12 protein-coding genes are annotated in these 13905 nt (G+C 72.7%); 9 read left to right on the top strand and 3 right to left on the bottom strand.

All coding sequences use genetic code 11. From position 1 onward, the window contains the following. The 3 genes from IG05_RS0104500 to IG05_RS0104490 all read left to right on the top strand — a co-directional run bounded on the left by IG05_RS0104500 (position 1) and on the right by IG05_RS0104490 (position 2026). Positions 1-651 (top strand): AIM24 family protein, encoded by a 651-nt coding sequence (locus tag IG05_RS0104500; RefSeq protein WP_030339336.1) that lies wholly within the window; start codon positions 1-3, stop codon positions 649-651. Further along, the gene (locus IG05_RS0104495; protein WP_030339335.1) at positions 648-1457 is read left to right on the top strand and encodes an AIM24 family protein; all 810 of its coding nucleotides are present in this window, start codon (positions 648-650) and stop codon (positions 1455-1457) included. The genes IG05_RS0104500 and IG05_RS0104495 overlap by 4 nt, the downstream gene beginning before the upstream one ends. Positions 1458-1549: 92 nt before the next feature. After that, a complete protein-coding gene (locus IG05_RS0104490) occupies positions 1550-2026 on the top strand; it encodes a MarR family winged helix-turn-helix transcriptional regulator (RefSeq protein WP_030339333.1) in 477 nt (158 codons plus the stop codon). A 12-nt stretch (positions 2027-2038) separates the two neighbouring features. On the opposite strand, the gene IG05_RS0104485 is transcribed toward IG05_RS0104490, so the two are convergent. The 3 genes from IG05_RS0104485 to IG05_RS0104475 all read right to left on the bottom strand — a co-directional run bounded on the left by IG05_RS0104485 (position 2039) and on the right by IG05_RS0104475 (position 5637). Further along, positions 2039-3283 carry an MFS transporter gene (locus IG05_RS0104485; protein WP_037812926.1) on the bottom strand — a complete coding sequence of 415 codons (1245 nt, stop codon included), beginning with the start codon at positions 3281-3283 and terminating at the stop codon, positions 2039-2041. Between the two features lie 146 nt (positions 3284-3429). Continuing rightward, complete coding sequence (gene meaB / locus IG05_RS0104480) at positions 3430-4386, bottom strand: methylmalonyl Co-A mutase-associated GTPase MeaB (protein ID WP_030339329.1); 957 nt, start codon at positions 4384-4386, stop codon at positions 3430-3432. A gap of 51 nt (positions 4387-4437) precedes the next feature. Next, complete coding sequence (locus IG05_RS0104475; RefSeq protein WP_030339327.1) at positions 4438-5637, bottom strand: acetyl-CoA C-acetyltransferase; 1200 nt, start codon at positions 5635-5637, stop codon at positions 4438-4440. A gap of 149 nt (positions 5638-5786) precedes the next feature. On the opposite strand from IG05_RS0104475, the gene mce reads away from it, so the two are divergent. The 6 genes from mce to IG05_RS0104445 all read left to right on the top strand — a co-directional run bounded on the left by mce (position 5787) and on the right by IG05_RS0104445 (position 13883). After that, the gene (gene mce / locus IG05_RS0104470) at positions 5787-6227 is read left to right on the top strand and encodes a methylmalonyl-CoA epimerase (RefSeq protein ID WP_030339325.1); all 441 of its coding nucleotides are present in this window, start codon (positions 5787-5789) and stop codon (positions 6225-6227) included. Positions 6228-6433: 206 nt separating this feature from the next. Continuing rightward, a complete protein-coding gene (gene scy / locus IG05_RS0104465) occupies positions 6434-10534 on the top strand; it encodes a polarized growth protein Scy (protein WP_030339324.1) in 4101 nt (1366 codons plus the stop codon). A 186-nt stretch (positions 10535-10720) separates the two neighbouring features. Further along, entirely contained in the window at positions 10721-11656 is a 936-nt protein-coding gene (locus tag IG05_RS0104460; RefSeq protein WP_030339321.1) for a cellulose-binding protein, read from the top strand. Positions 11657-11807: 151 nt separating this feature from the next. Continuing rightward, positions 11808-12068 (top strand): DUF3253 domain-containing protein, encoded by a 261-nt coding sequence (locus tag IG05_RS0104455; protein ID WP_030339319.1) that lies wholly within the window; start codon positions 11808-11810, stop codon positions 12066-12068. Between the two features lie 84 nt (positions 12069-12152). Then, the gene (locus IG05_RS0104450) at positions 12153-13106 is read left to right on the top strand and encodes an ABC transporter ATP-binding protein (RefSeq protein ID WP_030339318.1); all 954 of its coding nucleotides are present in this window, start codon (positions 12153-12155) and stop codon (positions 13104-13106) included. A 3-nt stretch (positions 13107-13109) separates the two neighbouring features. After that, the gene (locus tag IG05_RS0104445) at positions 13110-13883 is read left to right on the top strand and encodes an ABC transporter permease (protein ID WP_030339316.1); all 774 of its coding nucleotides are present in this window, start codon (positions 13110-13112) and stop codon (positions 13881-13883) included. The last annotated feature ends 22 nt before the right edge of the window (positions 13884-13905 follow it).

Here is a 13905-nt window from a genome sequence, read left to right as displayed (position 1 = left end):
ATGACCTTCCGAGAGATCAACTCCAAGATGGTCGAGGCGACCGTGGCGCCGGGGCGGCGGCTGTTCAGCCAGCGCGGGGCGATGCTCGCCTACAAGGGGGACGTGTCCTTCACACCCAACGTCCAGGGCGGGCAGGGCGGCCTGATGTCCATGATCGGGCGCCGGGTGGCCGGCGAGGCGACCCCGCTGATGACCGTGGAGGGCAGCGGCACGGTCTTCTTCGGGCACGGCGGCCACCACGTCCATGTGATCGCCCTCTCCGGCGACACGCTCTACGTCGAGGCCGACCGACTGCTCGCCTTCGAGGGCACGCTGCGCCAGGGCACGATGTTCCTGGGCTCACAGGGCGGGGTCATGGGCATGGTCCGGGGCCAGGTCACCGGGCAGGGCCTGTTCACCACGACGCTCCAGGGCCACGGCTCGGTGGCCGTGATGGCGCACGGCGGCGTCTTCGGGATCCCGGTCACCCCGCAGCGCCCGGTCCACGTCGACCCCCAGGCCTACGTCGCCCACCACGGCGAGGTCCGCAACAAGCTCTCCACCGCCCTCGGCTGGCGCGACATGATCGGCCGCGGCTCCGGCGAGGCCTTCCAGCTGGAGCTGAGCGGCAACGGCACGGTCTACGTCCAGGCGTCGGAGGAGAAGCTGTGAGCACCTACGGAGCACCGGGCGCCGGACCGGTCGTGTACGACCCGGTCACCCTGCCGGCCGACGACAACGTGAACAGCTACACCTTCTGCGTCGAGCTCAAGAGCGGGCAGTGGTTCCTGCAGAAGGGGAAGATGATCGCCTACTACGGGGCGATCGAGTTCAACGGCATCGGGCACGGCCGGCTCGACCGGCTCGTCCGCACCTCGTTCCATTCGCCACTGCACGCGAGCGACTGGGTCGTGGCGCAGGGCTCCGGCAAGATGCTGCTGGCCGACCGGGCCTTCGACGTCAACTCCTACGACCTGGACGACGGGAACTTGACCATTCGCGCGGGCAATCTGCTCGCTTTTCAGCCAAGTCTCGCGCTGAAGCAATCGATCGTGCCGGGTTTTCTGACCCTTATCGGAACCGGGAAGTTTGTGGCCGCCTCTAACGGGCCGGTGGTGTTCATGGAACCCCCGATCCGGGTCGACCCCCAGGCGCTCGTCGGGTGGGCCGACTGCCCGTCCCCGTGCCATCACTACGACCACGGATACATGGCGGGTGTACTGGGCGGACTCCGTGCGGTTACGGGCTTCGGCGGGGTTTCCGGGGAGGAGCACCAGTTCGAGTTCGTGGGCGCCGGGACGGTCCTGCTGCAGTCGACGGAGGCCCTGATGGCCGAGCCGGCCACGGGGGCCGTTCCGTCCGAGCCGGGGGTCCCCGGAGGTGGCGGAACGGCACCGGGCGGACACGGTCCGCAATCGTCGGGCGTACCGCGCCTTCCCGGACAGCTGGGGGACCTCCAGCGTCGCTTCGGACTGTGAGCGGTAGTCTGCTGAGTGTGACGTCGAACGCGTGCGCACTGTCACACCACCCGAAGTAGTTCGCCATTCAACTTCTTAGGTAGACTTCATTCATGGAGACCGAGACGGCCACGCGCTGGCTGACCGATGCGGAGCAGTGCGCCTGGCGCACCCACCTGGAGGTCAACAGGCTGTTGACGTACCAGCTCGAAAAGGATCTGCAGCCGTTCGGCCTGACAATGAACGACTACGAGATCCTGGTGAACCTGTCCGAGTCGGACGACGTGCGGATGCGGATGAGCGACCTCGCCTCGGCCACACTGCAGTCCAAGAGCCGGCTCTCGCACCAGATCACGCGGATGGAGAACGCGAACCTGGTGCGCCGGGAGAACTGCGAGTCGGACCGCCGGGGACTGTACGCCGTGCTCACGGAGCACGGCATGGAGACGATGAAGAAGGTCGCCCCGCACCATGTGGCATCGGTGCGGCGGCATTTCATCGACCTGTTGTCCCCGGACGCGCTGATGGAGCTGGACAAGGCGCTCAAGCCGATCGCCGAGCACCTGAGGGGGCAGCGGGGGCGCCCTTGAGCCCCGCCGGGCTCAGGCCGCGGGCGGCTCGCCCGCGGCTTCCCGGGGACGCGGGGAACCGTGCGGCCGGCCACCCGCACCCCGCGGCCGCACGGCCGCCGCGGCCGCCGCGGCCAGGGCCGTCGCGCCCGCCAGGGCGAAGCACACGGACAACGGGAGCCGGCCGATCAGCAGCCCCGCCGCCAGCGCCCCGGCCGAGCTTCCCGCGTTCACCCCGGTGTTCACCCACGCCCCGGCCCGGGTCCGGGACCCTTCCGCCGCCGTCTCGTCGGCCAGCAGGTACGCCGTCGTCAGCGCCGGGGCGATGAACGCGCCGGCGAGCGCCATCACGGCGGTGAGCGTCCACAGGTCGCAGACCAGCCCGGCCAGGGCGAGGACCACCCCGAGGGCCGCCGCGAACCGGCCGAGCCGCACCCGGGCGGCCGTACGCCACCGCACGGCCCCGTTGGCCAGACCGCCCAGCGCGCTGCCCGCCGAGAGCGCGCCCAGCACCCAGGGGACGAGGGCGGGGTCGTAGGAGCGTTCCGTGGCGAAGGCCATGACCAGCAGTTCCACGGAGCTGAGGGCCAGCCCGACGCCCAGCGCGACCGCCACCGGGGGCAGCAGGCCCCGGACCGCGGCCGGCCGCTCCCGGCGGCGCGCCGGGCGCGGGGCGGGCAGCACCGGGGAGCTGACGAAGGCACAGGTGCCCGCCACGTTCAGCACCGCGCTCAGCAGGATGCCGGCGGCCGGCGGGGCGAAGCCCGCGAGCACGCCGACCAGTGCCGGACCGGAGACGTACAGCAGTTCCTCGGCGACGCCGTCGAGGCTGTAGGCGCGCCGCAGCAGGTCCCCGTCCGCGACCAGTTCGGACCACAGGGCGCGCATGACCGGGCCCAGCGGCGGTGCGCAGGCCCCGGCCAGGGCGGCGGACACGGCGATCGGCGCCGCCGGGGCCCCGGGACGCCAGGTGAGGGCCGCCAGGACGCTCAGCAGGGCGCCGTACAGCGCCGACATGGGCAGCAGGGCCCGGCGCGGGCCGTGCCGGTCGATCAGCGAGGCCCGCAACGGCATCAGGAAGACCGTCGTGGCGCCGAACAGGGACAGCACGGTGCCGGACACCGCCCAGGACCCGGTGCCCCGGGAGACGGACAGCAGGACCGCGAGGGCGACCGTGCCGTAGGACAGGCGGGCGGTGAGGGCGGCGGTGAAGGCGCGGCGCGCATGCGGGACGCGCAGGACGGCGGCGTACGAGGGCCGCCAAAGGTGCGTGGACACGCGGAAGCTCCCCTGGGGAGAGGCGGAAGAGGGACACCGAGGGGCGCGGTGGCCGTCGCTCGGCCCCGCGATCCCGGGTGCGCTCTACGCCCAGAGGAGGAACATGCCCGTCACGCTAGCAGCGCGATCACCGGCTCGGCGAGCCCTCAGCCCTGCGTCAGGCCCGCGACCAGCTCGTCCGCCGCGCGGTAGGGGTCCAGTTCGCCGGCGGTGATCCGCTCGGCGAGGGCGCTCAGGCGGCGGTCGCCGTGCAGGTCGCCGATGCGTTCGCGCAGCGCGGTGACCGCGATGGTCTCGACCTCGCGGGCCGCGCGGGCCCTGCGGCGCTCGTCGAGGACGCCCCGCTCCTCCATCCAGGCCCGGTGCTTCTCCAGGGCCTCCACGACCTCGTCGACGCCCTGCGCGCGGGCCGCGACCGTCTTGACGATCGGCGGACGCCAGTCGCCGGGGCCGCGGGACTCGCCCAGGCCCAGCATGTGGTTCAGCTCGCGGGCGGTGGCGTCGGCGCCGTCCCGGTCGGCCTTGTTGACGACGTAGACGTCACCGATCTCCAGGATGCCGGCCTTCGCCGCCTGGATGCCGTCGCCCATGCCGGGGGCCAGCAGCACCACGGAGGTGTCCGCCTGGGAGGCGATCTCCACCTCCGACTGGCCCACGCCGACCGTCTCGACCAGGATCACGTCGCAGCCCGCCGCGTCCAGCACCCGGATGGCCTGCGGGGCCGCCCAGGCGAGGCCGCCGAGGTGGCCGCGGGTCGCCATCGAGCGGATGTAGACACCGGGGTCGGAGGCGTGGTCCGACATCCGGACCCGGTCGCCGAGCAGGGCGCCCCCGGAGAACGGCGAGGAGGGGTCCACGGCCAGGACGCCGACCCGCCTGCCCTGCTTGCGGTACGCGGTGACGAGCGCGGAGGTGGAGGTCGACTTGCCGACACCGGGCGAGCCGGTCAGGCCCACCACATAGGCGTTGCCGGTCAGCGGCGCCAGCGCCGCCATGACCTCCCTGAGCTGCGGGGACGCCCCCTCCACCAAGGAGATCAGCCGGGCCACGGCCCGCGGCCGGCCTTCCCTGGCCTGGGCCACCAGAGAGGAGACGTCCTGCATCACAGCTCCGTTCACTTCACCGACGTACCGCTGCACGAGACCTACGGGACCTCAGGCCTTGGGGACCCGCACGATCAGCGCGTCACCCTGGCCGCCACCACCGCACAGCGCCGCCGCGCCGACACCGCCGCCGCGCCGCTTCAGCTCCAGCGCCAAGTGGAGCACGAGCCGGGCGCCGGACATGCCGATCGGGTGGCCCAGCGCGATCGCGCCGCCGTTGACGTTCACCTTTTCCGTGGACACGCCGAGGTCCTTCATTGACTGCACGGCGACGGCGGCGAAGGCCTCGTTGATCTCGATGAGGTCCAGGTCGGAGACGTCCAGGCCCTCCTTCTTCAGCGCGTGCTGGATGGCGTTGGACGGCTGGGACTGCAGCGAGTTGTCCGGACCGGCCACGTTGCCGTGGGCGCCGATCTCCGCCAGCCACTGGAGGCCCAGCTCCTCGGCCTTGGCCTTGCTCATCACGACCACGGCCGCCGCACCGTCCGAGATCTGCGAGGAGGAGCCGGCCGTGATCGTGCCGTCCTTGGCGAAGGCCGGGCGCAGCTTGCCCAGGGACTCCGCGGTGGTGTCGCCCCGGATGCCCTCGTCCTTGCTGAACAGCACCGGGTCGCCCTTGCGCTGCGGGATCTCCACCGGGGTGATCTCGGCCTCGAACAGGCCGTTCTTCTGGGCGGCGGCGGCCCGCTGGTGGGACAGGGCGGCGATCTCGTCCTGCGCGGCGCGGCCGATGCCGAGACGGGTGTTGTGCTTCTCGGTGGACTCGCCCATCGGGATGTTCTCCCACGGGTCGGTCAGGCCGTCGTAGGCCATGGCGTCGAGCATCTGCACGGCGCCGTACTTGAAGCCGTCGCGGGACTTGGGCAGCAGGTGCGGGGCGTTGGTCATCGACTCCTGGCCGCCCGCCACGACGATGTCGAACTCGCCGGCGCGGATCAGCTGGTCGGCGAGGGCGATCGCGTCGAGGCCGGACAGACACACCTTGTTGATGGTGAGCGCCGGGACGTTCATCGGGATGCCGGCCTTGACCGCGGCCTGGCGGGCCGGGATCTGCCCCGCGCCGGCCTGCAGCACCTGGCCCATGATGACGTACTGCACCTGGTCGCCACCGATCCCCGCACGGTCGAGGGCGGCCTTGATCGCGAAGCCGCCGAGGTCGGCTCCGGAGAAGGACTTCAGCGAGCCCAGCAGCCGCCCCATGGGCGTCCGGGCGCCCGCGACGATCACCGAGCTGGTCGTTCCAGAAGACATGAGGTGGGATCCCCTTCCAGCTGCGGACAGCCGAGGAGTGAACGAGGGTTTACTTCGAATGTACTGAGCGGTTGGACATGACGTCACCGGCCTGCCGGTGTGATCGCGCGCACGTTGCGTAACCACCCCGGGAGCGCTGCACTGAATCCATGCTGACGCGAATCGACCACATCGGGATCGCCTGCCACGACCTCGACGCGACCGTCGAGTTCTACCGGGCCACGTACGGCTTCGAGGTGTTCCACACCGAGGTCAACGAGGAACAGGGCGTGCGCGAGGCCATGCTCAAGATCAACGAGACCTCGGACGGCGGCGCCTCCTACCTCCAGCTGCTGGAACCGACCCGCGAGGACTCGGCGGTCGGCAAGTGGCTGGCGAAGAACGGGGAGGGCGTCCACCACATCGCCTTCGGCACCGCGGACGTCGACACCGACTCCGAGGAGATCCGCGGCAAGGGCATCCGGGTGCTCTACGAGGAGCCCAGGACCGGCTCCATGGGGTCGCGGATCACCTTCCTGCACCCCAAGGACTGCCATGGCGTTCTGACAGAACTGGTCACTTCGGCCCCTGTTGAGTCACCTGAGCACTGACCCCCGTACATAGGGGCCGGTAGGGTTGGGGGCGGTCGTCCCTTCCACCGGGACGACCGCATGCCGGGGTCCGGGTTTCGGGGGGCGAGCGTCGGGGCAGCAGCCCGTGCTCCGCCGTCTGTCTGACACCATTCCCCGGGGGCCCCGTTCGGCGGTTGGACGGAGCTCGTTGCAGAAGCTGACCAGGGGACGGATGGGACCGCGCAGTGCGGGGCTACGAGAGCCAGGAGCGAGAGCCGGCGGCTGACGTCGACCACCTCTCTCGGTTCGAGGCCGAGATGAAGCGGCTGAGGACCGAGCGGGAGAAGGCGATCCAGCACGCCGAGGACCTCGGCTACCAGGTCGAGGTGCTGCGCGCCAAGCTGCACGAGGCGCGGCGCACCCTCATGACCCGGCCCGCCTACGACGCGGGTGACATCGGCTACCAGGCCGAGCAGTTGCTCCGCAACGCCCAGATGCAGGCCGAGCAGCTGCGCCAGGACGCCGAGCGGGAGCTGAGCCAGGCCCGCGCGCAGACCCAGCGCATCCTGCAGGAGCACGCCGAGCAGGCCGCCCGCCTCCAGGCCGAACTGCACCAGGAGGCGGTGACCCGGCGCCAGCAGCTCGACCAGGAGCTGGCCGAACGCAGGGCCACCGTCGAGTCGCACGTCAACGAGAACGTGGCCTGGGCCGAGCAGCTGCGGGCCCGTACCGAGCAGCAGGCGCGCCGGCTGCTGGAGGAGTCCCGCGCGGAGGCCGAACAGGCGATGGCCGCCGCCCGCACGGAGGCCGAGCGGCTGACCCGGGAGGCCCGGGAGCGACTGCAGAGCGAGGCCGAGGCGGCGCGCACGGAGGCCGAGCAGCTGCTGCGCCGGGCCCGCACGGACGCCGAGCGGCTGCTGAACGCCGCCTCCACGCAGGCGCAGGAGGCCACCGAGCACGCCGAGCAGCTGCGTACGGCCACGGTCACCGAGTCGGACACGGCGCGCCGGCAGGCCGCCGAGCTGAGCCGGGCCGCCGAGGAGCGGATCGCGGCGGCCGAGGAGGCGCTGCGCAAGGCGCAGGCCGAGGCCGAGAAGGTGGTCACCGAGGCGAAGGAGGCCGCCGCCAAGGCCCTCGCCACCGCCGAGGCCGCCAACGAGACCCGCACCCGGACGGCCAAGGAGCAGGTCGCCCGGCTGGTGGAGGAGGCCACCAAGGAGGCCGAGAGCACCAAGTCGGAGGCCGAGCAGCTGGTCGCGGACGCCCGTGCCGAGGCCGAGAAGATCGTCGCCGAGGCCGCCGAGAAGGCCCGCTCGATCACCGCCGAGGAGACGGCCACCCAGCTGTCGAAGGCGGCCAGGACCGCCGAGGAGGTCCTCAACAAGGCGTCCGAGGACGCCCGTAAGACCACCAGGGCCGCCGCCGAGGAGGCCGAGCGGATCCGTTCGGAGGCCGAGGCCGAGGCGGACCGGCTGCGCGCCGAGGCGCACGACATCGCCGAGCAGCTCAAGGGCGCGGCCAAGGACGACACCAAGGAGTACCGCGCCAAGACGGTCGAGCTGCAGGAGGAGGCCCGCCGGCTGCGCGGCGAGGCCGAGCAGCTGCGGGCCGACGCGGTCGCCGAGGGCGAGTCGATCCGCGCCGAGGCCCGCCGGGAGGCGGTGGCGCAGATCGAGGAGGCGGCCAAGTCCGCCGAGGAGCTGCTGGCCAAGGCCAAGGCGGACGCCGACGAGCTGCGGCGGAGCGCGACCGCCGACAGCGAGAAGGTCCGCACCGAGGCCATCGAGCGGGCCACCTCGCTGCGCCGGCAGGCCGAGGAGACCCTGGAGCGCACCCGCAAGGAGGCCGAGCGGCTGCGCGCGGAGGCCGCCGAGCAGGCCGAGAAGGTCCAGGCGGACGCCGAGCAGGCCGCGCGGGAACTGCGCGAGGAGGCCGAGAAGGCCGTCGAGGCCCGCCGGGCCGAGGCCGCCGAGGAGCTGACCCGGCTCCAGACCGAGGCGCAGGACCGGCTCGCCTCCGCCGAGCAGGCGCTGACCGACGCCCGGGACGAGGCGTCCCGGATCCGCCGGGAGGCCGGCGAGGAGACCGAGCGGCTGCGCGCGGAGGCCGCCGAGCGCATCCGTACGCTCCAGCAGCAGGCCGAGGCCGAGGCCGAGCGGCTGCGCACCGAGGCGGCGGCCGACGCGTCCGCCTCCCGCGCCGAGGGCGAGGCCCTCGCCGTACGGCTGCGGTCCGAGGCCGCCGCCGAGGCCGAACGGCTCAAGACGGAGGCCCAGGACACCGCCGACCGGGTGCGCGCCGAGGCGCAGGCCGCCGCCGAGCGGCTGGGCACCGAGGCGTCCGAGACGCTGGCCGCCGCGCAGGAGGAGGCCGCCCGGCGCCGCCGGGAGGCCGAGGAGCTGCTCGGCTCCGCCCGCGAGGAGGCCGGCCAGGAGCGGCAGCGGGCCCGTGAGCAGAGCGAGGAGCTGCTGGCCTCCGCGCGCAAGCGCGTGGAGCAGGCGCAGGCCGAGGCCACCCGTCTGGTGGAGGAGGCCGACCGGCGGGCCACGGAGATGGTGGCCGCCGCCGAGCAGCACGCCCAGCAGGTGCGGGATTCCGTCGCCGGGCTGCACGAGCAGGCGCAGGAGGAGATCGCCGGGCTGCGTTCGGCCGCCGAGCACGCGGCGGACCGTACGAAGCGGGAGGCCGAGGAGGAGGCGGACCGGGTCCGCGCCGACGCCTACGCCGAGCGGGAGCGGGCGAGCGAGGACGCCTCCCGGGTCCGGCGCGAGGCGAACGAGGAGTCGGAGGCCGCCAAGGCGCTGGCCGAACGGACGATGGCGGAGGCCATCGCCGAGGCCGAGCGGCTGCGCGCGGACGCGGGCGAGTACGCCCAGCGGGTGCGCACCGAGGCGTCGGACGCGCTCGCCGAGGCCGACCAGGCGGCGGCCCGTACCCGGGCGGACGCCCGCGAGGACGCCAACCGCATCCGCTCCGACGCGGCGACCCAGGCGGACACCCTCATCACCGAGGCCCGCAACGAGGCCGAACGGCTCCAGAACGACACCGTCGCGGAAGCCGACCGGGTCCGCACCGAGGCGCTCGCCGAGGCCGAGCGGCTGCAGGCGGAGACCGCCGCCGAGGCCGAGCGGATCCGCACGGAGGCGTCGGAGACGCTCACCGAGGCCAACGAGGCGGCGACGCGTGCCCGGGCGGACGCCCGCGAGGACGCCAACCGCATCCGCTCCGACGCGGCGACCCAGGCCGACACCCTCATCACCGAGGCCCGCAACGAGGCCGAACGGCTCCAGAACGACACCGTCGCGGAAGCCGACCGGGTCCGCGCGGAGGCGCTGGCCGAGGCCGAGCGGCTGCTCGGGGAGGCCACCGACGAGGCCGAGCGGCTGCGCGCCGAGGCCGCGGAGACGGTCGGGTCCGCGCAGGCGCACGCGGAGCGGCTGCGCGCCGAGGCCGAGCGGGCGAAGGCGGACGCGGAGGCGGAGGCCGAACGGCTCGTCAACTCCGCGCGGGAGCAGTCCGAGCAGACCCTGGACGAGGCCCGCAAGGACGCCAACAAGCGGCGCTCGGAGGCGGCCGAGCAGGTCGACAAGCTCATCACGGAGACCGCGGCCGAGGCGGACAAGCTGCTCACCGAGGCGCAGCAGCAGGCGCTGAAGACCACCGCGGACGCCGAGTCGCAGGCCGACACGATGGTCGGCGCGGCCCGCAGCGAGGCCGACCGGATCGTCTCCGAGGCGACCATCGAGGGCAACTCGCTGGTGGAGAAGGCCCGGACGGACGCCGACGAGCTGCTGGTCGGCGCCCGCCGGGACGCCACCGCGATCAGGCAGCGCGCGGAGGAACTGCGCGACCGCATCACCGGCGAGATCGAGGAGCTGCACGAGCGGGCCCGCCGCGAGGCCGCCGAGACGATGAAGTCCACCGGCGACCGGTGCGACGCGCTCATCAAGGCAGCCGAGGAGCAGCTGGCGAAGGCCGAGGCCAAGGCGAAGGAGCTGGTCTCGGACGCCAACTCCGAGGCGGGCAAGGTGCGGATCGCCGCGGTGAAGAAGGCGGAGGGGCTGCTCAAGGAGGCGGAGCTGAAGAAGGGCCGCCTGGTCAAGGAGGCCGAGGAGCTGAAGGCGGAGGCCATCCGCGAGGCGCGGCGCACGGTCGAGGAGGGCAAGCGCGAGCTGGAGATCCTGGTGCGCCGGCGCGAGGACATCAACGCCGAGATCTCGCGGGTCCAGGACGTGCTGGAGGCGCTGGAATCCTTCGAGGCCCCCACGGCCGGCAAGGACGGCGGAGTCAAGACGGGTGCCACGGTGGGTGCCCCCCGTTCGGGTGGTAAGTCGCCGGAGAGCTAGCGCGGGAGGTGCGATCCGGTGTCTTCTGGGTGCTTTGCCCGAGTCGTTGGCAAGCCGTGTGACGGTCAGCCACCCGAAAGAGGTGCCATTCTCCAGATCAAAAGCGTATCCGCTCGATGACACACCGCTTCGGCCCCTAGGATTCCCTTATCACCTCACTCACCGGTCTCATTCGACAGGAACCCCATGAGCGACACTTCCCCCTACGGCTTCGAGCTTGTGCGGCGTGGGTACGACCGCGCTCAGGTGGACGAACGTATCTCCAAGCTCGTCTCCGACCGTGACAGCGCTCTCGCCCGCATCACCGCTCTGGAGAAGCGCATCGAGGAGTTGCACCTCGAAACGCAGAACGCCCAGGCCCAGATCACGGACGCCGAGCCGTCGTACGCGGGTCTCGGGGCGCGGGTCGAGAAGATCCTGCGCCTGGCCGAGGAAGAGGCAAAGGAGCTGCGTGAGGAGGCCCGGCGGGCGGCCGAGCAGCACCGCGACCTCGCCGAGTCGGCGGCCCAGCAGGTCCGCAACGACGCCGAGTCGTACGCGACCGAGCGCAAGGCCAAGGCCGAGGACGAGGGCGTCCGGATCGTCGAGAAGGCCAAGTCCGACGCGGCCCAGCTGCGCGCGGAGGCCCAGAAGGACGCGCAGTCCAAGCGCGAGGAGGCGGACGCCCTCTTCGAGGAGACCCGCGCCAAGGCCGCGCAGGCCGCCGCCGACTTCGAGACCAACCTGGCCAAGCGCCGCGAGCAGTCCGAGCGCGACCTGGCCTCGCGTCAGCAGAAGGCCGAGAAGCGCCTCGCCGAGATCGAGCACCGTGCCGAGCAGCTGCGCCTGGAGGCGGAGAAGCTGCGCACCGACGCCGAGCGCCGGGCCCGCCAGACGGTGGAGACCGCGCAGCGCCAGGCCGAGGACATCGTGGCCGACGCCAACGCCAAGGCCGACCGCATCCGTTCGGAGTCCGAGCGGGAGCTGGCGGCGCTCACCAACCGCCGCGACAGCATCAACGCGCAGCTGACGAACGTCCGCGAGATGCTCGCCACGCTGACCGGTGCCGCGGTGGCCGCGGCCGGCACGTCCACCGACGACGAGCCGATCTCCCGGGGCGTTCCGGCGCAGCAGTCCCGCTAGGGCCGGGCAGTCGTAAGGCGCCGGGAGAGGCGGTGGGACGCGGTCCCACCGCCTCTCCCGCATGCGCGTGCGCCGGTGGCGCGTAGCGTGGAGGGAGTACGCCGTCCGCGGCGGGGTCCGTGTCCGGACGGCCGCCGGGAGGGAGCCCCTCATGTCCGTCACCGACCGGTCGCTGCGGGAAGCCATCCTCGAACTGCTCGACGGGAGGGCACCGGGTGCATCGGTGTGCCCGTCCGAGGTCGCCCGGGCGGTGCACGGCTCCGCCGACGAGGGGTGGCGCGAGCTGATGGAGCCCGTCCGCCGGGTCGCGGCCCGGCTCGCCGACGAGGGCCGGGTGGAGATCACCCAGCACGGCGCCGCCGTGGACCCCGGTCGCGCCCGCGGCCCGGTCCGCATCCGCCGCAGCGGCTGACGGCACCCGCACCGGCGCACGGCGGGCCCCGTACCCGAGGGCGTCCGAGTGGCAGAGCCGCGGGCCGCGTCCTAGCGTGGCCGCATGATCGAGCTGGAGGGGCTGACCAAGCGGTACGGCGACAAGGTGGCGGTCGACCACCTCACCTTCGCCGTGCGGCCGGGCGCCGTGACGGGGTTCCTGGGGCCCAACGGGGCCGGGAAGTCGACCACCATGCGGATGATCCTCGGGCTCGACCGCCCCACGGCCGGCGACGTCCGCATCGACGGCAGGCACTACGACCGGCTCAGGGACCCGCTGACGTACATCGGCGCCCTGCTGGACGCCAAGGCCGTGCACGGCGGCCGGAGCGCTTACCACCACCTGCTCTGCCTCGCCCAGAGCAACGGCATCCCGGCGAGCCGGGTGGCCGAGGTGCTGGAGACCGTGGGACTGACCGCGGTGGCGCGGAAGAAGGCCAAGGGGTTCTCGTACGGCATGGGGCAGCGGCTCGGGATCGCCGCCGCGCTGCTCGGGAACCCGCGGATCCTGATGTTCGACGAGCCGGTGAACGGGCTGGACCCCGAGGGCATCCACTGGATCCGGAACCTGATGAAGTCGCTGGCCGCGCAGGGCCGGACGGTGTTCGTCTCCAGCCATCTGATGAGCGAGATGGCGCTGACGGCCGATCACCTGGTGGTCATCGGGCAGGGCCGGCTGCTCGCGGACACCTCGATGGCCGACTTCATCCGGGCGAACTCGCGGTCGTACGTGCGCATCCGCTCCCCGCAGCGCGAGCGGCTGCTCGACGTGTTGCACCAGGCGGGGATCACCGTCGTGGAGGCGGGCGGCGGGGCGCTGGAGGTGGCGGGCGGCAAGGCCGAGCAGATCGGGGAACTGGCCGCGCGGAACGGGCTCGTGCTGCACGAGCTGAGTCCGCGGCAGGCCTCGCTCGAGGAGGCGTTCATGCAGCTGACGGCGGAATCCGTGGAGTACCACGCGCACGCCGGGCCCGCCGCGGTCCCGCAGGACTGGGGCGCCGGCTGGAAGGGGGCCTGAGCCATGGCGGCCGGGCAGGTCATCCGGTCCGAGTGGACCAAGATCCGGTCGGTGGCGTCCACGGTGTGGACGCTGTCGCTGGCCGTGGTGGTCACCGTCGCCCTCGGCGCGCTGATCTCCGCGCTGTCGAACAGCCAGTACGCGAACATGCCCGTGCGGGAGCGGCTCTCCTTCGACCCGACCGTGGTCAGCTTCGCGGGCATGACCCTCGGCCAGCTCGCGATGATCGTGTTCGGGGTGCTGGTCGTCTCCAACGAGTACAGCACCGGCATGATCAGGGTCTCGCTGGCCGCCGTGCCGCAGCGCGGCACCTTCCTGTTCTGCAAGGTCGCGGTGGCCGCCGCGCTCGCGCTCGCCGTCGGCATGGTGACGAGCTTCGCCGCGTTCTTCCTCGGCCAGGCCCTGCTGGGCTCCCACCGGGCCGCCATCGGCGACCCCGGGGTGCTGCGCGCGGTGTTCGGCGGCGGGCTCTACATGATGCTGATCGCGATGTTCTCCATGGGCGTCGCCGCGATGCTGCGCTCGCCGATGCTGTCCCTCGGCATCCTGATGCCGTTCTTCTTCCTGGTCTCCAACATCCTCGGCAACGTCGACGCCACCCGGAAGATCGGCCGTTTCCTGCCCGACCAGGCCGGCCGCCGGATCATGCAGGTGGTCCCCCGGCCGGGCGACGACACGCCGTACGGGCCGTGGGCCGGGCTCGGCATCATGGCGCTGTGGGTGCTCGCCGCGCTGGCGGGCGGCTACCTCCTCCTCAGGCACCGGGACGCCCAGTAGACGGGTGGGTCACGCCGCGTAA

Origin of the sequence: Streptomyces sp. NRRL S-1022 (assembly GCF_000720135.1) — a bacterium.
In the GTDB taxonomy this organism is placed as follows: domain Bacteria; phylum Actinomycetota; class Actinomycetes; order Streptomycetales; family Streptomycetaceae; genus Streptomyces.
This window is presented reverse-complemented; position numbering and strand designations above follow the sequence as displayed.